Consider the following 22,225-nt stretch of genomic DNA (forward strand, 5'->3'; position numbering starts at 1 on the left):
ATGTCGATCAAGAAAAATTTATTACCGACAGAAATTATTCTGACACCTGCTCGTCAATGTATTGCCAAGCTTAATATTGATCGCCGACTTCAGCCAGGCGGCTATATGGATTATGAGGGTAAAACCTATGCCATCCTTGAACGTCATCACTTTTATCAATATCGGGTAGGTGGCTATCGTTTTAATAAAGCCACTCTTCATGTCCAAGAATCAAAAAGACCAGAAGAAACTACTTTAATTGGCGATCGCTATGTAGTTGGCAACGCTAACTGTCGCTTTAATGCTCGCTCAGAAATTATGCGCTGTGCGGTTGTCCCTGAAGGTCCTTGTAAAGGATGTCGTTATTTTGAACCAATAGACAATTAGTACGTGACTTAATTTTAAGAATCACAATTCATTCTAGTTGAAAATGATTATAGCGTCCTGATTTATGGAGAAACTATTCTGAAAACTAAGAATATAAAATTAACTTGAGAACTTGAAATTATGTTTCGCTCTAACTTTCAAAGAACTGGAGTTTATAGTACGTCAGAAATTCGTCAATTCAATAGACTTAAGTGGCGATCGCCTAAATCTCCTGATTTTTTGACTTGGTGTTTTGGTTTTACTGCTGGAGAGGGGATAGTTTGTATTGCTAGTAGCGATCGCCATGTATATGGATTGGATTCTGAAACTGGACAACAATTGTGGATATATCAGCTAGGCGAAAAAATTTCCTCTTCCCCAACAATTTGTGATGGAATAGTTTATGTCATTAGCCTTAAATTTAATGGAGCGATAACAGATCAATATCTTAGAGCAATAGATATTAAATCTGGACAAGAGTTATGGCAATTTAAACTAGAATTTCAACCATCATCTTTAATTTATGGTTCTGTGCCTTCATCACCAGTAGTATCCCAAGGAGTAGTTTATATCGGCGCAACAGATGGCTATCTTTACGGAATAGATATTTCTTCAGGAGAATTGGTGTGGAGTTTCAAGACAACTAAAAATATGCCATTGACTCCTCCTGCACTTCAAAATGACATTATTTGTGTAGCTAGTGGCGATGGCTATTTATATGCCATTGACCTATCAACAGGACAACAAAAATGGAAGTATGAAATTGGCGGTTTAAAGCCTTTTTCGCCTTCTTTTCCAGCGATCGCTAATCAGTCAGTCTACATCATCAGCAGTGATAATACTCTTTATTCTTTGAACCTTCAGACAGGAGAATTAATCTGGACATTTAAAGACAAGGGAATGTGTTTATACGCACCTATAGTTACTGAAAAAGCCATATATATTTGTGGTTCTAATACTCCTTTGTCCGCTTTAAATATTGAAACAGGAAAAACTTTGTGGGCATTTCAAAGTGATGTGAAGTATCTTTCTAGTCCAGTAATGGTAGGAAACATAATTTACATTGGAGGTCAAGGATTTTTACAAGCATTAGATTTAAGTACGAGAAAAGAGCTTTGGCAATTTTCAACTCCTTTGCCTGAAAATATAATGTTAGAACCACAATTTTTGATTGGTAAATTGGGAGAACAAATTTTATCTAAATTAACAGGAGCTACATTTCGTACCGAAAAGTTTTCGACTCCAATAATTTATGAAAGTGTAATATACGTTGGGTGTAAGAATGGATATCTTTATGCTCTACATTAAAAATATGACTTTTAGTTAATGAAATTTGTTTTGCCGCAAATGATTAGTGAAAATATAATTATTTGTGCTTTAATCAGTACATCGACCATAAAAAAAAGTCATTACTTCTTCTACAAAGCATCCTTTCTGTACTCTCTTTTATTCTTTCGGCGATGCCACATCTAGCAATAGCTGAAAAAATAGAATATTGATCACTAGGTATGAGATTATGTACTATTTTTGCTTCAGTGATACTTTTAGTTTCGCCAATAATTGCACGCTGTAAACCAAATAAAATATTAAGTCAAGTAAAAGTTTTTTATGTTGATAAGAAATGTATTTTTTTTCTTTTCCTTATGATGTTTTCTATCCTTCTTTTTACCTAATTAAATTGAGTCTCGTCCAAGATAATTTTTGTTGTTTATCCCAATGCCAACGTAACAGGTTAGCTGGTTGTCCAATACCAATTCCTGATAAATTGATTGCTTTGCGGGGAGATTCTGTTGCCATAGCGATCGCTTTTTCGACATCGCAACCCCACTTGACTAAATTGGTTACGCCGACTAACAAAGGTAAAGTTGTGCCTGATAGTGTACCGTCAGGTAATCGAGCGATACCCTCTGTAACAGTAATCTTGCGCTCATCCCAGGGATAATCCCCGTCAGCTAAACCAATAGGCGATAGAGCATCGCTAACTAAAAAGATTCCCCGATCATAATTGCTGGCTTTTAGAACAATTTCCAACATTGTTGGACATACATGATTACCATCAGCAATTAAACCGCAATACACATGAGGATCAACAATTGCTTCGCCCAATAATCCTGGTTCGCGGTGGTGCAGAGTAGGCATGGCATTAAAAGCATGAGTCACCATTGATGCACCCTGCTTAAATGCTGTTTTTGCGATCGTAGCTGTAGCTAGAGAATGCCCCAGACTAACAATAATATTTTCTTCCGTTAAATAATTAATTGCTGTTCGGCTGCTGTCTAATTCTGGCGCGAGAGTCATCACCTTAACAACGTGGCTATAGTTTCCTAGAACACTTTTAAGATTGGCGATAGTTAAAGGCAATAAATATTGTTCTGGATGTGCGCCTCGCTTTTGATAGTTCAAAAATGGCCCTTCTAAATGAACTCCCAAAACTTGTGCCGTATCTTGTAAACTATCTTGGTTTGCCATAAATTGGGCTATGGTAGCTAGCGAGCACTGTATTTTGTCAACCGCCGTGGTCACAATAGTTGGTAAAAAGCCATCTACTCCCTGCTGCCAAAGGAAGTCACAGATTTGTTTTAGTTTGGGTAAATCTTTTGCTTCTAGATCGGGAAAAGCCAAACCCAAGCCTCCATTGATTTGTAAATCTACTCCTCCCAAGGACAGCCAATCGCCATCTAAGTCTATAATTGACGCTTGACAGGCTAGCTGAGGAGCAATTTTGGCTATTTTTTTGTTTTCAATAGCAACTTGTTGTAAAGTCTCATGTCCAGCAAGACGGGCATTGACGATTAATTGGCTGACTGTCATTTATAGCGTTGCTTTTTTTATTTAATATTAATAAAGGTTGCCAAACAAGATAAAATACATAATTCAGAATTGGTAGAAAATATTGACTGAAACTACGCCGTTAATTGGAATTATTATGGGCAGTGATTCTGATTTGCCGACGATGGAAAAAGCGATCGCTGTTTGTGAGGATTTTAATGTTGCTCATGAAGTAGCAATCATTTCTGCCCATCGGACTCCAGAGAGAATGGTTAGTTATGCCCGTAATGCACACCAAAAAGGGATCAAGGTGATTATTGCAGGTGCTGGGGGCGCAGCGCATTTACCAGGGATGGTAGCGTCTCTCACTCCTTTGCCTGTTATAGGTGTTCCTGTTACTACTCGTCAATTAAATGGAGTTGACTCTTTATATTCTATTGTGCAAATGCCTAGAGGTATTCCTGTTGCTACCGTCGCTATTGGCAATGCTCAGAATGCAGGATTATTAGCCGTGCAAATTTTGGCTACGGGCGATCGCCAACTGCAAAAAAAAGTAGAGCAGTATCGGCAAAATTTAGCGCAAACCGTGCTTGACAAACAAGATCGGCTTGATAGATTGGGGTATCAAGCATATCTCAAAGAAATGTAATATTCACCGATTCTTGTTTATGGCTTGTTCTTGTAGAATTAAACCGTATGCTCAATATTAGCAAATAAGAAAATCGGTTCTTAAATGAGAAATCAGCAGGAAAACTTTACATTTCTTTACCATAGCTAAGAATTAGTGTAAACTACCTGAGAAACGTCATATATCAAACTATATCAAAAGTAAGAGGAGCAAAAGAAAAGATGCAGTCGGCTCAGACACTGCGAACAGTACCAAGAGAGTATTTAAAAGCTCCTGGTGGATTCAATCCCAATGTGTTGATGGTGATTGCAGCAATTATGTTGCTAACTATCTCGACCACTGGTTATTTTCGATGGGGATTCACAGCTTGGTGTTGTTTTATAGCTAATGTCCTAGCACTACATTTGTCAGGAACAGTTATTCATGACGCTTCTCACAATAGCGCTCACAGCAATCGTATAATTAATTCTATCTTGGGGCATTGTAGTGCTTTGATGCTGGGTTTTGCTTTCCCTGTGTTTACCAGAGTGCATCTGCAACACCACGCTCACGTAAATGATCCTGAAAACGACCCTGACCACTTTGTTTCTACGGGTGGTCCATTATGGCTTATTGCCGCCCGTTTTTTCTATCATGAGTTTTTTTTCTTTCAAAGAAAACTATGGCGCAAATATGAATTGCTAGAATGGTTTCTCAGCAGATTGTTTCTCGTTACTATAGTTGCTTTAGGGATTCATTATGACTTCATCGGTTATGTAATGAACTTTTGGTTTGTACCAGCAATGGTAGTAGGGATGGCATTGGGGTTGTTTTTTGATTATCTACCCCATCGTCCGTTTCAAGAACGCGATCGCTGGAAAAATTCGCGAGTTTATCCTAGTGCAGTTTTAAATTTGCTTATTTTGGGGCAAAACTATCATCTGGTTCATCATTTATGGCCTTCTATTCCCTGGTATAAGTATCAAGCAGCCTATTACAAGACTAAGCCCTTATTAGATGCCAAAGGCTGTGAACAATCTTTAGGTCTATGGAATAAAAACTTTTTTAGCTTTTTATACGATATATTTTTAGGAATTCGCTTTCGTAAACATTAAACTGCGAAGCAGTTAGCTTTAAGCTATAAGCTTTCCTAGTTTTGCAGAGCAAAATGGTCGATAAGTTTAAATTTAAATTTGATATTTATCAACGTCGTTTTAAGCAACCCTTGCGTACTAGTCATGGTCTTTGGCAAATACGTGAGGGTATTATTATTAGCTTAGAAGATTCAACAGGCATTGCTCAAGGGGAAATTGCTCCTTTGCCTTCTTTTGGCTCAGAAACTATGTCTCAAGCATTAAGTTTCTGTCAGCAGTTGGGAGATACTGTCAAAGTACAAGATATTTTCAGTATTAGCGATCGCCTGCGGTGCTGTCAATTTGCTTTTGAGTCAGCCTTATTAAACCTGAAGCAACCTTTAGGATTAGCTAACTATACTAATCGTAATCTTGATTATTGTTATCTTTTGCCCGCAGGAGAGTTGGCTTTAACAAGCTGGCAGTCAATTTATCAGGCTCAATCAAATTCTACCTTTAAGTGGAAGATTGGCGTGTATCCTTTAGCAACAGAAATTGAGATTTTAAAACAATTAGTTAAGAGCTTTCCCGCACACATTAAATTAAGACTTGATGCTAATGGGGGGTTAAATTTAACTCAGGCAAAAACTTGGTTAGCAGTGACAGATCAATTACCAGCGATTGAATTTGTAGAACAGCCACTACCTCCTGACTGTTTTACTGAAATCCTAAAATTAAGCCAAGAATACAATACCCGAATAGCATTGGATGAGTCTGTTGCTAGCTTTGAAAAACTCCAGCAAGCATATAAGCAAAAATGGCGAGGAGTATTTGTCATTAAAGCAGCAATTATGGGTTTTCTTAGCAGAATCGAGGAGTTTTGTACCAGTAACTCTCTAGATATTGTCTTGTCTTCAGTGTTTGAAACCAAGGTCGCTCGTAGTGCAGCGATCGACCTTGCTCACAGGTTAAATCATCCTCGTGCAGTAGGTTTTGGCATCGACCATTTTTACTAGCTTATTAAGCTAGGACTTACGCAGTGAATCGAAAATTGGGTGCGTAAGTCCTAATAGTCATATCTAGTGTGGGCATAATCTTTAAACTGCACTAGAAAATACATTTCTGCATCAGGTTTTGCCACTCAAGAGATGAAGTAAGAGAGAGAACATCAAACTCTTTGCCATATTCAGCAGAATAGTTTTTAAAAGATTTAATCCAGTTAAAAATAATTTTTGTCGGATATTTGGGACTGTGAAACCAAGACTGATAGAGATAGTAATTCATTTTGGTCAAATGTCCTGTTTGATATAATCGCCAAGCACTCCAGATTAGAGTTTGGCAACGGGATTTCGCCTCTAAGGCTTTAACTTTTGGAGGTAAGTTCGATTGAGCAAAAAATCTGGTGACAATCTGATCTAATTCTTGAGTCTGTAGCAGGGTATTGTTAGAGGCATTCGCTTCATGCTGGCGATATTTTACAGTCGTTTGTTCTACCCAGGCAGCAGTACAACCCATGGCAACCAAGCGTAATACCAAATCTACATCAGGTGTTTGTTCTAAGCTGGTATCAAAGCCAGGCGATCGCTTTAGCCAAGCAGCACGAAACAACATTGCCCCCAAAAACACAGGTTTCCAGACAATTAAATCAGCCAAACTGAGATTAGGAATGTGTTGCCAGGGCTGCACCGCAGCCTCTACTTCGCCTTGCTCATTAACGATTTGCCAACCGCTATTAACCATGCCCAAAGAGGGATTTTGTTCTAGTAAAGCTACTTGAGAAGCCAGCTTACGAGGCAGAAAAACATCATCCTGATCCAAAAAAGCAACATATTCCCCTTGAGATACTTTTAAGCCAAGATTACGGCTAGCAGCAACTCCTTGATTGGTTTGGCTGAGATATTTAATTTGATCGCCGTATTGTTTGACAACTTGACGGGTGTTATCTGTCGAGCCATCATCTACTACTATAATTTCATAGTCTGTATAGGTTTGAGCCAAAATACCATCTATAGCTTCGCCAATAAAGCGATCGCCATTGTAGGCGGGAATAATTACACTAACTTTGATCATAAGTATTCAAGCAATGAGGGATAAGCGCGAAGTTGCGTTGCGGGGATTCCCCCCGTTGAGCAAACTTCGTAAGAAAAGATCACGGATGAGGCTAATTAGCATTACTGAATTTATAGGTTATACGTATATCCTCAAAAGTCTACTCTTCATACATGATTTTAGTTAGTAAACCATGACATTTAGATACAGCTACGGTAACAAGTTATACATTTTTGTCTACAGCAAGTAAGTATCTTGAGTGTAAGAAAAATTTCAGATAGCTTCTAGGGTTCCGATTTAAGGCAACTAATAAATGGCTGGTCCGAGAGAAGCAAGCTACCTACAAAGTTAATAATTTCAGTAGATTTTACTACTAGGTAGCTCCACGGCGGGAAAAAAGCCCGGGAGGATTCGATGCTTTATACTAAGTGTCGAACTTCCTGGGTTTTTTAATTTATAGCAAATTGTGGAGAAATAATTTAATGAGCGGACAACCCCCATTTCAACCACCTAATAACAATGAAAATGAATACAGCAGTGAAGCGCAAAAAGCGTTAGACAAAGAAAGACAGCTACCCCTTACAGGCTGGCAGCAAGAAGTAGACCAAGGCTTAGAATATGGTTTAGAAGCAGCAGAAAGTATAAATGACCGAACTATTTCTACTTTTTCGCGGGGAGAATTGCCCCACTATGCAGGAATTAATACTTTCATGAAAGCTCCCTATTTGGAGAATGTAAATCAAGTAGGCAATTACGACGTAGCAATCATTGGCGTTCCTCATGATTCTGGGACTACCTACCGCCCTGGCACAAGGTTTGGGCCTCAAGGTATTCGCAAAATTTCTGCTTTATACACCCCCTATAACTTTGAGCTGGGGGTAGATTTACGCGAACAAATTACTCTCTGCGACGTGGGAGATATATTTACTATTCCTGCTAATAATGAAAAGTCTTTCGATCAGATTTCCAAAGGTGTGGCACACGTTTTTAGTTCGGGAGCATTTCCGATTATCTTAGGAGGCGATCATTCCATTGGCTTTCCTACAGTTAGGGCTGTTTGTCGTCATCTAGGAGATAAGAAAGTTGGTATTATTCACTTTGATCGCCATGCCGATACCCAAGAAACTGATTTAGATGAAAGAATGCACACCTGTCCTTGGTTTCATGCGACCAATATGGTAAATGCTCCCGCCAAAAACTTAGTGCAAATGGGCATCGGTGGCTGGCAAGTACCCCGCCCAGGAGTAAAAGTATGTCGAGAAAGAGCGACTAATATTTTGACCGTAACCGACATTGTGGAAATGGGCTTAGATGCAGCAGCAGATTTTGCTATAGAGCGAGCTTCAGACGGTACGGATTGCGTTTGGATTAGCTTTGATATTGACTGCATCGATGCAGGTTTTGTCCCTGGTACTGGTTGGCCCGAACCTGGCGGATTGTTGCCCCGCGAAGTTTTGCATTTACTCAAGAGGATTGTTCAAAATACCACCGTATGCGGAATAGAAGTTGTCGAAGTCTCTCCACCCTATGACGTTAGCGACATGACGGCATTAATGGCAACCCGCGTAATCTGCGACACAATGGCACATTTAATTATATCGGGACAGTTACCTCGTACAGAAAAGCCCTCTTATATTCACGACGAAGCCCAAGTAGTCGATGAACCTTGGCAATAAGCAGAGGTGCAGAGGAAGTAGGGGGAAGATAAGGTATAGCAGTCGAAGCAAAGGTTAAGACAACTATTATTTGTTTCGCGCAGAGACGCAAAGCGGTGCGACCCCGCGTCGACGTAAGGCGCAAGGGAACGCGCACCAAGACAGACGCAAAGAGATTTAAGAGATATTTTAAATGTCTTAATCTATAGTTCGGTTGCTATAAAACTAAGAACTACTTATTAGTCCAAGGATGAGATAAATGACGGACAATCTATATCAAATGAATCCTCAAGAGCGATTTAGCGATCGCGCCGAAGATTATGCTAAATATCGACCTAGTTATCCATCTGAGGCTATAGACTGTATTTTAGATGAATTGAGCGCACCATCTCAGTTAATAGCTGCCGATATCGGAGCGGGGACTGGTATTTCTGCTCGCTTGCTAGCCGATAGAGGAGTTAGGGTAAAAGCGATCGAGCCTAATTTAGCCATGAGAGAAGTAGCAACTCCTCATCCATTAATTCAGTTTAAAGATGGTAATGCTGAGAGTACTAAATTAAATAACAATTCAGTCGATTTAGTTACTTGTTTTCAGGCTTTTCACTGGTTTAATCCCGAACTAACTTTAACCGAAGTTGCCCGTATTGTTAAATCTCAAGGCAAAATCGCTCTAATTTGGAATGACCGCGACATTAATGGAAAAGACGAATTTACTCGTCAACATGGAAAGATTATTACTCAAGCATCTGGTAACAGCCCCATTCACTCTCGTCTCGATGGATATAGTTATGAGCTAATTAATTCTTGGTTTACCAATCTGGTTCGCTATAGTTTTCCCTATCAGCAAGCTATGACTAAAGAACAATTAATTGGGTTAGCTCTTAGTGCTTCCTATATACCTAAAAGAGGAGATATACATCAACAACTGGTTAATAATTTAACTAATTTACACCAGAAATATAGCGATAAATTGGGTTTAGTTTACCTGCAATATCAAACTAACGTTTATTTAACAAATGCACGAAACTGATATGACCAAGGCTTTAATCTTAACGGTTAAAGATTGGTATTATTCTCAATCCGAACCACTAAAAATAGACAAGATTCATTTAGTAGTTGGCAAGTTTACCTGTGTCGAACCCGTAAGTTTGCAGTTTGCCTTTGAAGTTCAAACTCGCAATACTTTCTTGGAAGGAGTGGAACTAGCCATTCGCGACATTCCTTTAATTGCTTTTTGTCATGCCTGTCAACACGAGTACACACCCGAAATTGGACTGCAATATAGCTGTCCCGATTGTAAATCTCCTATGGAAGATATTCGCTCTGGTCGAGAACTAAAAATTGATCGCATTGAATATTCTGCAAATTCCTGTAAGGGCGAACGGAGAGGCACTTTCGTTGGGCGGGTTCCCCGACTTGAGAAAAGTGCCGAACCCGAAGGGCCGTTCGCCCCTACTGATTACTAATTACTATTAATTGAAAAAATGCACCAAACATTTGACGCTGCAATTGAGCTTAATTTACTCCACGCCAACCAAGAAGGCGCAGACCATAACCGAGAACACTTCGATCGCTGGGGTATTACCTGTCTCAATATTATGAGCAGTCCTGGGGCGGGAAAAACTGTTCTTCTCGAACAAACATTAGCTGCATTAAAAGCTAAATTTAAGCTCGTAGTCATTGAAGGAGATATGACCACCGAACTGGATGCTGATCGCCTTCGTAAATATGATGTTCCTGTAATTCCAATTAACACTGGACGTTCTTGCCATTTAGATTCCAAGATGGTCGCGGGAGGCATTCACACTCTTCAACATCAATACAATCCCAGCGATTTCGATTTAGTTTTTGTAGAAAACGTGGGGAACTTAGTTTGTCCCGCCGAATTTGAAGTAGGCGAACACGCTAAGGTGGCTTTACTCAGCGTCACCGAAGGAGAAGACAAACCCTTAAAATATCCCGTGATGTTCCAGCAAGCAGATTGCCTGTTAATTACCAAAACCGATTTAGCACCCTATTTAGACATTGACCTTAATCGCATTGCTGACAATGTACGGCAGATGAATCCCCACGTAACCATTATCTACCTCTCAGGGAAAACAGGCGAGGGTTTGCAACAGTGGTTTGATTGGGTCGGTCAAAGTCTAAAAGCAAACCAAGCCAACCAGTTGGCAACAAAAGTTTAAAGAAGTTGGGGTGAACTGCCATTCGCCCCAACAAATATCAAATACATGACGATCAAAATTGACCAGTATTATAATTATGACAACAAAACTTCTGTTCTGGGGAATTATCGTATTTTTGGTTGGTACTTTAGCAATTGGACTATGGGCTGCCAAACAAGTTAAGGGAGATAGCGAAAACTATCTAGTTGCAGGAAGAGGGCTAGTTTTGCCTTTAGCAGCAGCGACTTTGATGGCGCAGTCAGTAGACTCTAATGCCACTTTGGGCAATACTGATTTGGTAGCCGAGTTTGGTTTTTGGGCTGGGGCATCTTTACCAATTGGGTTAGCACTGTGCTTGTTTTTAACTGCCCTATTTTTTGCTAAACCAATGAACCGTATGGGTTTAATTACTCTGCCAGATTTTTATAGAGTTAAATACAATCATCTCACTGAAGTAGTGGCATCGCTGTTAATGGTGCTGAGTTTTTCTTTTCTGCTAGCTGGTAATTTAGTGGCAGGGGGATATATGTTCGAGGCTTTTCTCGGCACGAGCTATACGGCTGGGGTAATACTGTTAGCAATTGTGGTCTTTATCTATACTGCTAGCGGTGGGCTGTTTGCTGTGGCATATACTGACGCTATTCAAGTTGGTATCGCTCTTATTGGTTCATTAGGTTTACTGGCTTTTATCGCTGTTAATTTTGGGTTAGAAATTCCTGCCGATACTGGTCCATTGGCTTTTGCACAATTAACCGATCCTGGTGCTGGTGCAGTAGTTAACTGGGCAACTCTACTCGCATTGGGATTGGGAGATATCGTGGCGATCGACTTTATGGCACGCATCTTTGCAGCTAAAAGCCCCGAAACCGCACAAAGAGCCTGTTTAATTGGCTGTGCTGGTACTTTGATTATTGGTATTCCTTTTTCTCTTATTGCTCTTTCTGCACCACAAATTCTCGCTGATGCGGGGATTACTCCTGATGGTCCCATTTTGTATGCCTTAATTGATGGTGTGGTACCTCCCCTACTGGGATTGATAGTTATTATGGCAATCCTTTCTGCTTCTCTTTCTACTGCTGATGGAGCAATTTTAGGCACTTCTTCCGTCATCGCCCACAATATTGTAGGGATTCAAGCCAATGACAACAATGCAGCAGGAGACAGACTTTTATTAATTACTCGTACCATGGCTTTTGTAATTACCACTTTGGGAGTGATTTTTGCCCTCAAAGTTCCTCAAACTGGGGTTTTGCTGCTACTGGCTTTTGATCTCGGCTTCGCAGGTCTTCTAGTACCTCTTGCTGGGGGTATTTACTGGAGTAAGGCAACTTGGCAGGGTGCGCTATCCTGCATTGTTTTAGGTTCGCTGACGCGATTAATTTTCTTTGTGCTAATGCCTGTTACCTTTGGGATCGACAATACGCTGCTATATATTCCTAATGATATTTTTACGGCAGATTTTGATGGTTTTCCGACTCTGATTAGTCCTTTGGTAGGATTAACTGCATTTATTATCGTCTCTAATCTGACAGGAGGAAATAAAGCTACAAGAGAGCGCGCACGTTCTAGCAAAAGAGAAGCGCAAATATATCGAGGTTAAGATTATGGCGATCGCTTTGATAGAGAAATAAATTTTTACTTTAGAGAGTTCAGTAGCTTGATTGGACGAGTAGCCTTAATTACGGGATAATCTTGAGGATATTTCTGATACATATATTGTTCGTATTCGTACCAGTGCTTTTCCCCTTTTTCACGGTTACAAGTACGACAAATTACCCAGAGATTTGACCATTCTAAAGATAACCAAGGATATTGCGATCGCGGTAACTTATGATCGATAGTTTTACCTCCGCGATCGCCATATTTTTCGCTACAAATTGGGCAATACCAGTCAGAATGTTCTGTGACCCAAGCTTTGCTTTCGGCAGTAGTACCACATTCAAAGTCGCCGTTTATATATCGCCAGTAATTAAATTTTAAATACTCTTGAAAGTCTTGGGTTGTTAATCGGTTATATCTACGGCTACCAATCTTATCGGCTAATTTAAAAAGTTCGCTTAATTCTTTATTTTCTAAATCCATGATTAATTAATATAAATTCATTTACTATAGTCAACTATTTCTACCTTTTGGTCGGGATATTGACTGTCGATAATATCGGCAATTTCATCTAATTCTTGAGCAATTCTTTGATTACGCTGGTTGATTTCTTGACTATCAAAATATTTATTACCGATACGGTCTGCCTCGATAAATAATTCTTCTAGACTCAAGCTTTTAACTGTTTCTTGTTCCTGTAGTTCCCTAATTTTTTCAAATAGCTTAATAACATTTGTCCAGCCAAGATTACGATACTTATGCACCTTGAGCAAAGTTTGATTTTCTTTAGTTAATTGCTGGCGATCGCGAGAGTTTTTACGCTGAACTTTGCGGTAACTCATGCCTCGAAAAGTTCGTGCTGATGATTTTTTACTGCTCATGAAAAATTAACCCAAAGTAGATTTAAGTAGCTCGAACAGACGTTTTCTAATTTCTAAAATATTTTCTAAATTGAGCAAAGATTTAATTTCTACGGTTAATTTAAATCTAATTTCATCAACTATATTTTTGAGATGTTTGTTGTCTTTTTTAAGAACATCGTTAGCTTCAACTAGGTTGCTTATTTTATCTTTGAGTTCCTTAACTTGCTCTTCTAGTTCTGCTGAATTTTCGCCGTTGCTGCTGCCTATTTTTAGAGTAAGTTCTTCTATCTGCACAATATATGACTGAATTTCTTGATTGCGCTTGGTGACCATCCCTTTTTGAGCAGCCTGAAGTCGCTGACGATTAGATAATTCCGCACCAGCAAACTGCGATGCAGCACGACGAATAAACAATTCATCAATATCAGTATCGGTTTTAAAATTAATTGATTCTAAAGCTCTTTGAGCATCGGCTTTCGTCCAACCTTCATGATTGAGTAATTCAATCGCCTCTTTTTTATTCACGGTTAAATCTCAAAATTAGTGAGGATTGGTCTAATTTTAAGTATTCTTTATCAGCTTGAAAGCGATCGCGATCATCAACCAGTAAAATATAGCAATCGAATAATAGATTAGGACATCTTCTAACCTCTCTGCGCCTCTGCGTCTGTCTTGGTGAGCGTTCCCTTGCGTCTTTCGCCGACGCGGGGTCTCACCGCTTTGCGCGAGATAATTATTTACTGTCTTAACCTTTGCTTCGACTGCTATAAGTAAAAGCGATCGATATCTTCCTATAGCCGATGCTGTACTGCTTGACAGATAGAGCGATCGCTTTTACTTATTTATAATAGGTTACGCCACGATATTTTAATTTGGTTTTCTGTTGCTTTAAAGTCTTGCTTTTTTCAATTTGTAAAGTCAAATTCCAAGCGCAATCGAGTTTTTCTATATGATCCAAATTCCAGCAATCTTGAATAAATTCTCTTTTGTGGTCATACCAAAATGCGATCGGATCGAAAACTCTTAATTCAGACTTCTGGAATAGCTGTTTGATATAGTTCAGCCAGGGAAATTTAGGATTAATTCTCGCGCTAAGAGAATTTCCTCGATAGATAATCTCTCTGTTTTCAACTATTACTGCTGGTGCGGAAAGGGTCTGATGCTCTTCGTTGTATGGCACTCCCCGATAAGTTAGCTTCATGGATGTCACCTCTGTTACTGTATTTTTGTGAGGTGCGTTCCTTCAGGATGCTTGAGTTATTCCTTACTTCCGTCTTCTCTCATAAGTGCAGAGGAAAGATGAACGATTTAATAGTTCTACTCTTATGATAATCAATAAATTACAGATTGAGAAGGTGGGATAATACTAAATTCTCTTCAAGTTAGGTAGCTAATAATTGATTTAAGCTGAAACAAATTCTTTATTGGCTATTTCTAAATACATTTGTTCTAGCTTGTTGATATTTTGATGAAGAGTATATCTTTCTAACACTCTTTGTCGAGCTTTGTTGCCTAACAAGCTGGTCATTTCGGGATGATTACGAAACAAAGGTAACAAAATTTTTAGCTGTGCTGCGACTTTTTGGGTATCTAATACTACTCCCGCGCCGTCTTCTAAGACTTCACCGTCTGCCCCTGCATCTGTTGCTAGACAAGCTACCCCACAAGACATAGCTTCTAAGAGAGATATAGACAAACCTTCTACCAAGGACGGTAAAATAAACACATCAGCAGCCCTTAAAATATTAATGCGCTGTTGTTCATCAGCAATAAAGCCAAGCCAGATAATATTGTATTCTTTGCCATAATGAGGCTGAAGGGAGGCTCTAATCGGACCATCGCCAACCATTACTAGTTGACAATCATCTCCCATGTCGGCTGATTTCCAAGCTTTAAGGAGAGATTCAATATTTTTTTCGGTAGAAATACGTCCTTGATAGACAAATAGTTTTTTGGCATTTAGCTGATACTTAAGACTGGAATAGCCAGGAGAAAACTTACGTTCATCAACGCCATTGGGAATAATAACTACGCGATCGCCTGGTACTCCCAGTTTAATCAATAGATCTCGCTGAATTTCGCTAAAAACAATGACCCGATCGTAACGAGCTAAAAAGGGGGCATATAGCTGATAAGTCAAGTATTGGGTACTAGACTTCAGATTGCGGATTTTGCTGTCAAAAGGGGGATGAAAAGTAGCAACTAGGGGAATGTTTAATTCCTCGCAGATCTCTGGCAGCAAAAAATCCAAAGGAGATAGAGTTAAAGAAGCATGGACTAAATCTGGTTTTAGCTTACGCAGCGATCGCAACAAGATCTTACTAGACTTGAGTGTAGGAATAGTGTAAACCTGAGATTTATAAATAAATGGCAGCGGAATTTCATGGCAGTTAGAGGAGTCATGAAGATTTGTTTGATGCTCCCAGTGAAGTTTATAATCACTCTGAGGTTGAGAGAAATGCAGAAAGCTAACCTTATAGTCTCTGTCTAACAATGAGTTAGTTATTTCCCGACCATAGGTTACATTGCCACAAAAGGGCGATTTTTTTCCCAGCCAAGCGATGTGCATTCAAATGATTTTTTCCTTTAAGCAACGACAATTAATAATTGATTTTTAATTACTGTCGATCGACTTTAGTTAATTTACCAGATTAGGGGTGCGGTTTGGCTGATTACTGCAAAAATCAGCCTTTCCAGTATTAAATTTTAATCTTTTCTAATTTTTAATAATGATTAATAGCCAATTTAGGCTTTGTTTGAGGATTGCTGAGAAGAGGATTGTTTACTTTCTTGAAGAATGTACCAGGTTAAAACTCCACCTAGGGCTGCGATCGCTCCTAAGCCCAACATCACCGCAGGTAATCCAAAACGAGCCTCTGCTTCGGTAGCTAATACTAAAGGTAAAGAAAGGGCAATATTAACTGCGTTGTTTTGTAAACCAAAGACTTTACCCCTCATTGATACAGGGGTTTCAGACTGGATGGTAGTTTGCATTGGCACACCAACCAAAGCTGCAAAAGCACCCAGCAAAGTAATCATGCTTAAAGCAAACCAGAGATTCTGGGTAGCAAAAGACAGTCCTACCAAAGATGCTGCTACACCAATTGAGCCGATTAAGCTCAATAGAGTAGGATCGAGATTTTCTCCCTTACTACCGAGAATAGCTGAACTAATAGCCATACCCACTCCTGCTGCTGCCAGCAAGATGCCAAATTCTTCGGCTTTGATCTGAGGAATTTGATCTGCCATGCTAACCGCTAAAACTGCCAAAGCAGCAAAGATAGAAAACAAAATAACTAGCTGAATCAGGGCATTGCGTACAGTGCTATTTTGTTCTAAATATTTAAGACCATCCTTGATATCCTGCCAGACGCGGGGCAGCTTTTCGTCGGCTGACTTAGGTTGTTCATCCGTTTGTAGTGCTAATAAAATAATACCAGCGATCGCGTAAGCTCCACCAACTAAAAGTGCTTTACCTATACGACTAGGCAAACCGATCTCAACAGCTATACTATCAGCAATACTTAGCAATGGCTCTCCAATGGCAAAACCAATAATTAGCAACGCCATCATCGTTGTAGTGTAAAGGGAGTTAGCTGCTAATAAATTTCTTTTTTTAACGATTAGAGGAATTACAGCTTGTTCTGCGGGGGCAAAAAACTGCGTAAAGGTAGAAACAATAAAAGTAATACCTAACATGAAGGCAAATCCTAAAGAAACGCCTTCAAATAAAGTTTTTCCTTGGGATAAGAGTAATAGAGGCGGTATGGCTAGTACTAATATTCCTCTTAATAAATTAGAAATAACTAAAATTGACTTTTTCTGCCAGCGATCTACATATACCCCCGCAAAAGAGCCAAACAAAACCGCAGGGATGGTAAAAGCGATCATCACAGGGGATACCCATTGGCTAATTGGCTGATCGGGCAATTGAAATTGATTAGCAATAATGGCGATCATTAATACTAAGTAAACTTTGTCTGCTAGCTGAGAAAATATTTGACCACTCCAAAGGATCAGGAAGCGACTATTTTTCAATACAGGAGCAAACCCTTGGGATTTTTCTCTGGGCTTTGGCTCTACGGTAACTTTATTATTTATTGTATTTTCTGAAGTTTCTAATTCCGACAGTGGCATTGTAAGTAGTGCTAATTTTATTCTAAAACTCTACGTATAAGTTATCTACTAGATTAGCCGAACGAATTGTTCTACCAATATGGTATTGAATATATTCTCGCAGAATTCTTTCAACTCTGATCCAGGCAGTATGCAAATCAAAATTATTTAATTGCTCGGCAGTAAATTTTGCTGCGGGGGGTAGTTGGTGATGATTAAGCTGCTGTAACAAAGATAACTCTAAACTATTTACTCGGTGGTCTATTTTGGGCAGACGACTATTATAATTTTCTGAGTGATCATCATGTTCACCTGTTTTTCTATTTTGTTCTGGTTTTAACATTCTCAAATCGACAATTCCCCCAGCTTCAAAACTAAAGCCTACCCGCCATTGAGCAGAAGTTAGATCTGGAGTAATAAGTTGTTGTGTCAAACAGCAGTCAAATACCTGGGGACTTAAACCAGCGATCGCAATTAAATGAAATACCCCTTGAGCTAAATAAGGGTACACTGATTCGCCTACTGGAAACTTCTCTAAACGTCGTAGATGTTCATTTAATAATTCGTATAGTTCTGGTTGAGGTTGTTCATCCACCGCCAAAAATATAGTTAACTCTGCCAAATATTGAGCAGCAGCCAGTTTACCAATATCTCGACTCAAACCAGGATAAGTATACTGAGTATCAGCCTGAATAATCTTATCAAGCGATCGCCCTTTAATAATCAATAGTTCATTGACTACAAATAGCTCTGTTCTTCCTCTCAAGCTAGATTTGAGCTTTTTTGCCCCAGGAGCAACAGCCCGAATCATACCATATTCTGGCGTTAATATTGTCACCAGGCGATCGTTTTCTTTGATTGACGAGCCTTTCAAGATAATTCCCGTGGCTTTATATTTTTGATTCATTAACGGTAATTAGTAATAAGCTAGAGGCGAACGGCTTTTCGCCCTTACAGTATTAAGTAATCAGTAATTATTTAGCTGATTCATTCTGTTGGCGAATTAAATAGATACCGCGAGATGTACCTAGACGTGTTGCTCCAGCGTGGATTAAAGCGATCGCCTGTTCGTAGGTACGAATGCCTCCTGATGCTTTAATACCCACTTCTCCTCTGGTAATTTGCTTAAGTATTTCTACATCCTCAACCGTTGCGCCACCAAACCAGCCAGTACTAGTCTTGAGGTATGCTGCTCCCGCATCCATACATATTTTTCCTGCTAGCCTTTTTTCTTCGTTAGTCAAAACGGTAGTTTCTAAGATTGCTTTAATGACTTGCCCAGTTTCGGAGCAGATTTCGGCTATTTCGTCGTATACTTTGCTTGATTCTCCTGATTTTAGCCAGCCAAGGTTAATTACTACATCTAGCTCGGTTGCGCCGTTTTCCACCGCTTCTTGTGCCTCATAGAGCTTGGTTGCTGAAGAAGTAGCACCACTTGGAAAACCAATTACCGTACATACTTGAGTTTTTTTATCGTGTAATAGTTCTTTTGCCTGTGTTACTGCTATGGGGTAAATACACACCGAGGGAAAATCATATTGCCAAGCTTCCTGACAGACTTGCTTAACTTCTTCGGGAATAGCACTAGGCTTGAGCAGCGTATGCTCGATGTAGGTAGCAATATCGATGTTAAAATCCTTTGCAGACATAATTTTTGTTGATAAACAGACTAGCTATATAAATAATTGTCGCAAATTTTCAGTTTCAAATTGGTGGGCAAATTCCCAAAATTAGATAGTAGTATTTAATAAAATAATTTTTGTCCGCTCTACTACTGCCTTAAGATGTTAATCGGCTTATGAGGTGATATTGGTATAACCTGATGATATACCTTGCAAGTCCTAGAGTGTCGAGCGGATAGCTATGAAAAATGTTGTCGAAACCATTGTCGTCTCTGCTTCTCAGATGCAGCAAATAGAAGAACAGGTTTTTAACGCTGGTATGCCTGTGGCAGCATTGATGGAAAAAGCGGCAAGACTTTGTGCTGAGCGCATCCAAAGTTTATATCCTCGATCTAAGTTTGGCAGCGTGGGAATTTTGGTAGGGCCAGGACACAACGGCGGAGATGCTTTGGTAATTGCTCGCGAATTACATTTAGCAGGATATCAGGTCGAAATTTATCGTCCATTTTTTAAGTTAAAGACGTTGACATCTCAACACTGTAACTATGCCAATAGTTTGGGCATTACATTTTATGAAGAGATTCAGCCTTTAAAAAAATGTCAGTTGATTGTTGATGGTTTGTTTGGCTCTGGTTTGACACGAGATTTGCCTGATAATATTATTGAAGCCTTAAACTCAATCAACAGTTGGTCTAAACCAATAGTCAGTATCGATCTGCCTTCGGGAATACATACCGATACAGGGGCAGTATTAGGTTCTGCTATCAAAGCAAGCCACACATTCTGTTTAGGCTTGTGGAAACGAGCTTTTTTCCAGGATTTAGCTTTAGAGTATTTTGGTGAAAGTGAAAGAATTGATTTAGGTATTTTACCGCACCATATTTGGTCTGTTTTGCCTCAACCAGCACCAGTAAAACAGATAACAAAAGCGATCGCCTTTCAATTTTTACCTCTTCCTCGTCCTTTAGTTACCTACAAATACCGTCAAGGACACCTGCTCTTAATCTGTGGCTCTCGCAAATATACAGGAGCCGCTATTTTAACCTCCCTAGGAGCAAGAGCTAGTGGAGTCGGAATGCTGTCTATAGCTGTGCCAGAATCGTTGAAAAACTTACTGATTAGTCATTTACCTGAAGCGTTAGTAGTTAGCTGTCCTGAAAACAAAGAGGGTGCGATCGCCTCTTTACCTTTTTCTACAGCTAATTTAAGTCAGTTTACAGCGATCGCCTGTGGTCCTGGTTTAAGTAGCGATGCTAAGTCTGTGGTGGAAAAAGCATTGCAATCAGAATGTCCTCTTATTTTAGATGCTGACGGTTTAAATTTTGTGGCAGAACAAGGAGCAACAGAAATTTTAACTCAAAGAGATGCTCCTACCGTCCTAACTCCCCATTCGGGAGAATTTAAACGCTTGTTTCCTGAGATTAGCGACTTAGAAAATGACCGCCTCAATGCAGTAACGACCGCAGCCAAACAAAGCCAGGCTACCGTACTCTTAAAAGGAGCAAAAACAGCGATCGCTAATCCTGATGGTTTGACTTGGTTAATTCCTGCGAGTACTCCAGCTTTAGCCAGAGGTGGTAGTGGCGATGTCTTAACAGGTTTGATTGGCGGTTTAGTTGCTCAAGGAACAAAAATAAAAAGCAATAATTTATTTAATATTGTGGCTAGTGCTGCCTGGTGGCACGCTCAAGCAGGAATTATGGCAGCGCAAGAATATTCTGAATTAGGTGTAGATGCAACTACTTTGGCTCACTATTTAACTAAAGCAATTAGCAGATATTCATCAAAAGTTCCAGATTGATCTACATTTGGCAATTATCATCTAAGTAGTATTTAATAATACAATTATATTTTCTGTGTAACATAATTATCGGTATAAGCATAAATTCTACCTTTAGTGCGATCGCTTTCTTTCTTAAACTCCTTCAATTTCATTTAGTGGCAATCAAACTTTTTTTTGTTGATTAAACATAGTAGATATCAAATAAACAACTAAATCCCGCAGTCATACCTGGAAAGACTTCATACACTGCATCTGATAATCCTAAGCCTAATTTCCAAAGTAGAGAAACTACGATACCTGAAATCATGATGGCGATCGCAGCAGGAGTAGAGACAGGTTTTTCATAGCACCTTAATATTAGCAAGACTCCCAAACCAGAAGCTAAAATCGACCAAGCAAAGGTGATTAAACCAAATACGCTATCGTTATTAGCAAGCGCAATTATTAAGACAATTGCGGTAACAATTAAAGTACCTATTTTGGCGTATTTATAGGACTTGGCTAATCCTGGAAACAAGTCTTGAGTTAAAGCAGCAGAACAAGACAGTATTTGAGAATCGGCAGTAGAAATAGTACAGCAGCAAATAAGCCAGCTAACATTACTCCGACTAATATTCCTGGTAACAATTCCTGAGATAAATCGAGCAAAGCTAACTCTGGATCGCTTAAGTTTGGTAATATTGTTCTGGCTGCAAAGCCAATAAAAATGGCAGTAAAAGCAGTAATAAAACCGCAAATAGTTCTGATATTTCGTGCTTTGTTCATATTATCAGCCGAATCTAGTGCCATAGCCCTGACTAGTATGTGAGGCTGTCCAACAGCACCAAATCCCGCTACTAGCCAGCCGATGAAGAATGGCAAAAATCCCCAGGCTAAATCGCTCGGAAATAAAGCTACCAAGTTTGCATCTATCTGTCTTAAGTTGGTAAATATGTTACCAACTCCATCACCTGCAAAGATAGTGACGGTAAACAACAGTAGCAACGCACCAATCATCACAATAGTTTGTACTGAGTCTGTCCAAATTGAGGCGCGAATGCCTCCAGAGAAGCAGTAGACAACTACAATGATTGCACCAATGATAATCCCCCAAGCATAATCCCAACCAAAAAGACTATTTAATGCTTTACTTCCTGCTAGCAGTTGCGCTGCTGCATAAGCACCCAAGAAGAAAATTGTAATCAACGCTGAAATAACAGAGATCCAGCGATAACCGGGTTGCTTTTGTGCCAGAAATGCAGGCACAGTTTCAGAGTCAGATGCTTCTGAAACTTGGCGTAATTGCTTAAAAACGAACGTCCAAGCTAGATAGTCGCCGATCGCCCAGCCGATCGCTAGCCAAATTGCTGATAAACCTTGAGTGTAAGCATATCCTACTTGCCCAGTAAATAAAAACCCACTTTGTCCAGTAGATAAAGCAGATAAAGCGATCGCCCAAGGATTAACATTTCTCCCTGCAAGTAGGTAATCACTCGTACTGTCTTGCTTCTGAGTTGCTGCATAAGTACCTACAATAGTAAATAATAGCAGAAAAAATAAAAAGGAAATTAGGGTCAAAGCCATAAAAAATTAGATTAGA

The 22,225-nt window shown here is 39.5% G+C and carries 22 protein-coding genes, 1 pseudogene and 2 riboswitches; of the genes and pseudogenes, 11 read left to right on the top strand and 12 right to left on the bottom strand.

The genetic code is table 11. The features are described 5' to 3' along the window. Positions 1-366: a DUF6464 family protein gene (locus SLP02_RS01090; protein ID WP_319418809.1), complete on the top strand. Its 366-nt coding sequence runs from the start codon at positions 1-3 to the stop codon at positions 364-366. Positions 367-486: 120 nt separating this feature from the next. Then, entirely contained in the window at positions 487-1,653 is a 1,167-nt protein-coding gene (locus tag SLP02_RS01095) for an outer membrane protein assembly factor BamB family protein (RefSeq protein ID WP_319418810.1), read from the top strand. 357 nt (positions 1,654-2,010) lie between these two features. On the opposite strand, the gene nagA is transcribed toward SLP02_RS01095, so the two are convergent. Continuing rightward, the gene (nagA, locus tag SLP02_RS01100) at positions 2,011-3,156 is read right to left on the bottom strand and encodes an N-acetylglucosamine-6-phosphate deacetylase (RefSeq protein WP_319418811.1); all 1,146 of its coding nucleotides are present in this window, start codon (positions 3,154-3,156) and stop codon (positions 2,011-2,013) included. A 115-nt stretch (positions 3,157-3,271) separates the two neighbouring features. Between nagA and purE the strand changes: the two genes are divergently transcribed. The 3 genes from purE to SLP02_RS01115 all read left to right on the top strand — a co-directional run bounded on the left by purE (position 3,272) and on the right by SLP02_RS01115 (position 5,810). After that, entirely contained in the window at positions 3,272-3,763 is a 492-nt protein-coding gene (purE, locus tag SLP02_RS01105; protein WP_319418812.1) for a 5-(carboxyamino)imidazole ribonucleotide mutase, read from the top strand. A 200-nt stretch (positions 3,764-3,963) separates the two neighbouring features. Continuing rightward, positions 3,964-4,836, top strand: a complete 873-nt coding sequence (crtR, locus tag SLP02_RS01110) for a beta-carotene hydroxylase (protein WP_319418813.1) — start codon at positions 3,964-3,966, stop codon at positions 4,834-4,836. A 53-nt stretch (positions 4,837-4,889) separates the two neighbouring features. Further along, complete coding sequence (locus tag SLP02_RS01115) at positions 4,890-5,810, top strand: o-succinylbenzoate synthase (protein ID WP_319418814.1); 921 nt, start codon at positions 4,890-4,892, stop codon at positions 5,808-5,810. Positions 5,811-5,901: 91 nt separating this feature from the next. On the opposite strand, the gene SLP02_RS01120 is transcribed toward SLP02_RS01115, so the two are convergent. Next, positions 5,902-6,864, bottom strand: a complete 963-nt coding sequence (locus SLP02_RS01120; protein WP_319418815.1) for a glycosyltransferase family 2 protein — start codon at positions 6,862-6,864, stop codon at positions 5,902-5,904. 252 nt (positions 6,865-7,116) lie between these two features. After that, positions 7,117-7,253: riboswitch (guanidine-I (ykkC/yxkD leader) on the top strand. Positions 7,254-7,325: 72 nt separating this feature from the next. Between SLP02_RS01120 and speB the strand changes: the two genes are divergently transcribed. From speB to SLP02_RS01145, 5 genes and pseudogenes are all read left to right on the top strand, one after another. Then, the gene (gene speB, locus SLP02_RS01125; RefSeq protein WP_319418816.1) at positions 7,326-8,519 is read left to right on the top strand and encodes an agmatinase; all 1,194 of its coding nucleotides are present in this window, start codon (positions 7,326-7,328) and stop codon (positions 8,517-8,519) included. Positions 8,520-8,757: 238 nt separating this feature from the next. Beyond that, positions 8,758-9,528, top strand: coding sequence for a class I SAM-dependent methyltransferase (locus SLP02_RS01130; RefSeq protein ID WP_319418817.1), 771 nt, complete (start codon positions 8,758-8,760; stop codon positions 9,526-9,528). Beyond that, positions 9,515-9,868 (top strand): annotated as a pseudogene (hypA, locus tag SLP02_RS01135) (hydrogenase maturation nickel metallochaperone HypA); the annotation flags it as partial. The gene SLP02_RS01130 and the pseudogene hypA, both read left to right, overlap by 14 nt. Positions 9,869-9,982: 114 nt before the next feature. Further along, positions 9,983-10,684 carry a hydrogenase nickel incorporation protein HypB gene (gene hypB, locus SLP02_RS01140; RefSeq protein WP_319418818.1) on the top strand — a complete coding sequence of 234 codons (702 nt, stop codon included), beginning with the start codon at positions 9,983-9,985 and terminating at the stop codon, positions 10,682-10,684. 76 nt (positions 10,685-10,760) lie between these two features. Then, complete coding sequence (locus SLP02_RS01145) at positions 10,761-12,263, top strand: sodium:solute symporter family protein (RefSeq protein WP_319418819.1); 1,503 nt, start codon at positions 10,761-10,763, stop codon at positions 12,261-12,263. A 35-nt stretch (positions 12,264-12,298) separates the two neighbouring features. Here the strand turns inward: SLP02_RS01145 and SLP02_RS01150 are convergent, their stop codons facing one another. The 8 genes from SLP02_RS01150 to deoC all read right to left on the bottom strand — a co-directional run bounded on the left by SLP02_RS01150 (position 12,299) and on the right by deoC (position 18,890). After that, entirely contained in the window at positions 12,299-12,745 is a 447-nt protein-coding gene (locus tag SLP02_RS01150) for an HNH endonuclease (RefSeq protein ID WP_319418820.1), read from the bottom strand. A 17-nt stretch (positions 12,746-12,762) separates the two neighbouring features. Continuing rightward, complete coding sequence (locus tag SLP02_RS01155; protein WP_319418821.1) at positions 12,763-13,143, bottom strand: hypothetical protein; 381 nt, start codon at positions 13,141-13,143, stop codon at positions 12,763-12,765. 6 nt (positions 13,144-13,149) lie between these two features. Then, positions 13,150-13,650: a hypothetical protein gene (locus tag SLP02_RS01160; RefSeq protein WP_319418822.1), complete on the bottom strand. Its 501-nt coding sequence runs from the start codon at positions 13,648-13,650 to the stop codon at positions 13,150-13,152. 313 nt (positions 13,651-13,963) lie between these two features. Continuing rightward, complete coding sequence (locus SLP02_RS01165; protein WP_319418823.1) at positions 13,964-14,326, bottom strand: DUF4278 domain-containing protein; 363 nt, start codon at positions 14,324-14,326, stop codon at positions 13,964-13,966. Positions 14,327-14,357: 31 nt separating this feature from the next. Further along, positions 14,358-14,433, bottom strand: a riboswitch (Glutamine riboswitch). A gap of 94 nt (positions 14,434-14,527) precedes the next feature. Next, positions 14,528-15,694 carry a glycosyltransferase family 4 protein gene (locus SLP02_RS01170; RefSeq protein ID WP_319418824.1) on the bottom strand — a complete coding sequence of 389 codons (1,167 nt, stop codon included), beginning with the start codon at positions 15,692-15,694 and terminating at the stop codon, positions 14,528-14,530. A 176-nt stretch (positions 15,695-15,870) separates the two neighbouring features. Continuing rightward, a complete protein-coding gene (locus SLP02_RS01175; RefSeq protein ID WP_319418825.1) occupies positions 15,871-17,262 on the bottom strand; it encodes an MFS transporter in 1,392 nt (463 codons plus the stop codon). 22 nt (positions 17,263-17,284) lie between these two features. Continuing rightward, entirely contained in the window at positions 17,285-18,148 is an 864-nt protein-coding gene (recO, locus tag SLP02_RS01180) for a DNA repair protein RecO (protein WP_319418826.1), read from the bottom strand. Positions 18,149-18,215: 67 nt separating this feature from the next. Then, a complete protein-coding gene (gene deoC, locus SLP02_RS01185; RefSeq protein ID WP_319418827.1) occupies positions 18,216-18,890 on the bottom strand; it encodes a deoxyribose-phosphate aldolase in 675 nt (224 codons plus the stop codon). Positions 18,891-19,104: 214 nt separating this feature from the next. On the opposite strand from deoC, the gene SLP02_RS01190 reads away from it, so the two are divergent. After that, entirely contained in the window at positions 19,105-20,664 is a 1,560-nt protein-coding gene (locus SLP02_RS01190) for an NAD(P)H-hydrate dehydratase (protein ID WP_319418828.1), read from the top strand. A 163-nt stretch (positions 20,665-20,827) separates the two neighbouring features. Here the strand turns inward: SLP02_RS01190 and SLP02_RS01195 are convergent, their stop codons facing one another. Together SLP02_RS01195 and SLP02_RS01200 are read right to left on the bottom strand one after the other, a co-directional pair. Then, complete coding sequence (locus SLP02_RS01195; protein WP_413467075.1) at positions 20,828-21,163, bottom strand: sodium:solute symporter family transporter; 336 nt, start codon at positions 21,161-21,163, stop codon at positions 20,828-20,830. An 8-nt stretch (positions 21,164-21,171) separates the two neighbouring features. After that, positions 21,172-22,209, bottom strand: coding sequence for a sodium/proline symporter (locus SLP02_RS01200; protein ID WP_319418829.1), 1,038 nt, complete (start codon positions 22,207-22,209; stop codon positions 21,172-21,174). Positions 22,210-22,225 lie beyond the last annotated feature (16 nt).

The sequence above is a fragment of the Pleurocapsa sp. FMAR1 genome (assembly GCF_963665995.1).
Classification (GTDB): domain Bacteria; phylum Cyanobacteriota; class Cyanobacteriia; order Cyanobacteriales; family Xenococcaceae; genus Waterburya.

What these genes read in the sequence shown, in the direction of transcription:
- SLP02_RS01090 (WP_319418809.1), top strand. Translation starts at nt 1, where the DNA reads ATGTCGATCAAGAAAAATTTATTACCGACAGAAATTATTCTGACACCT.
- SLP02_RS01095 (WP_319418810.1), top strand. Translation starts at nt 487, where the DNA reads ATGTTTCGCTCTAACTTTCAAAGAACTGGAGTTTATAGTACGTCAGAA.
- nagA (WP_319418811.1), bottom strand. Translation starts at nt 3,156, where the DNA reads ATGACAGTCAGCCAATTAATCGTCAATGCCCGTCTTGCTGGACATGAG.
- purE (WP_319418812.1), top strand. Translation starts at nt 3,272, where the DNA reads ATGGGCAGTGATTCTGATTTGCCGACGATGGAAAAAGCGATCGCTGTT.
- crtR (WP_319418813.1), top strand. Translation starts at nt 3,964, where the DNA reads ATGCAGTCGGCTCAGACACTGCGAACAGTACCAAGAGAGTATTTAAAA.
- SLP02_RS01115 (WP_319418814.1), top strand. Translation starts at nt 4,890, where the DNA reads ATGGTCGATAAGTTTAAATTTAAATTTGATATTTATCAACGTCGTTTT.
- SLP02_RS01120 (WP_319418815.1), bottom strand. Translation starts at nt 6,864, where the DNA reads ATGATCAAAGTTAGTGTAATTATTCCCGCCTACAATGGCGATCGCTTT.
- speB (WP_319418816.1), top strand. Translation starts at nt 7,326, where the DNA reads ATGAGCGGACAACCCCCATTTCAACCACCTAATAACAATGAAAATGAA.
- SLP02_RS01130 (WP_319418817.1), top strand. Translation starts at nt 8,758, where the DNA reads ATGACGGACAATCTATATCAAATGAATCCTCAAGAGCGATTTAGCGAT.
- hypB (WP_319418818.1), top strand. Translation starts at nt 9,983, where the DNA reads ATGCACCAAACATTTGACGCTGCAATTGAGCTTAATTTACTCCACGCC.
- SLP02_RS01145 (WP_319418819.1), top strand. Translation starts at nt 10,761, where the DNA reads ATGACAACAAAACTTCTGTTCTGGGGAATTATCGTATTTTTGGTTGGT.
- SLP02_RS01150 (WP_319418820.1), bottom strand. Translation starts at nt 12,745, where the DNA reads ATGGATTTAGAAAATAAAGAATTAAGCGAACTTTTTAAATTAGCCGAT.
- SLP02_RS01155 (WP_319418821.1), bottom strand. Translation starts at nt 13,143, where the DNA reads ATGAGCAGTAAAAAATCATCAGCACGAACTTTTCGAGGCATGAGTTAC.
- SLP02_RS01165 (WP_319418823.1), bottom strand. Translation starts at nt 14,326, where the DNA reads ATGAAGCTAACTTATCGGGGAGTGCCATACAACGAAGAGCATCAGACC.
- SLP02_RS01170 (WP_319418824.1), bottom strand. Translation starts at nt 15,694, where the DNA reads ATGCACATCGCTTGGCTGGGAAAAAAATCGCCCTTTTGTGGCAATGTA.
- SLP02_RS01175 (WP_319418825.1), bottom strand. Translation starts at nt 17,262, where the DNA reads ATGCCACTGTCGGAATTAGAAACTTCAGAAAATACAATAAATAATAAA.
- recO (WP_319418826.1), bottom strand. Translation starts at nt 18,148, where the DNA reads ATGAATCAAAAATATAAAGCCACGGGAATTATCTTGAAAGGCTCGTCA.
- deoC (WP_319418827.1), bottom strand. Translation starts at nt 18,890, where the DNA reads ATGTCTGCAAAGGATTTTAACATCGATATTGCTACCTACATCGAGCAT.
- SLP02_RS01190 (WP_319418828.1), top strand. Translation starts at nt 19,105, where the DNA reads ATGAAAAATGTTGTCGAAACCATTGTCGTCTCTGCTTCTCAGATGCAG.
- SLP02_RS01200 (WP_319418829.1), bottom strand. Translation starts at nt 22,209, where the DNA reads ATGGCTTTGACCCTAATTTCCTTTTTATTTTTTCTGCTATTATTTACT.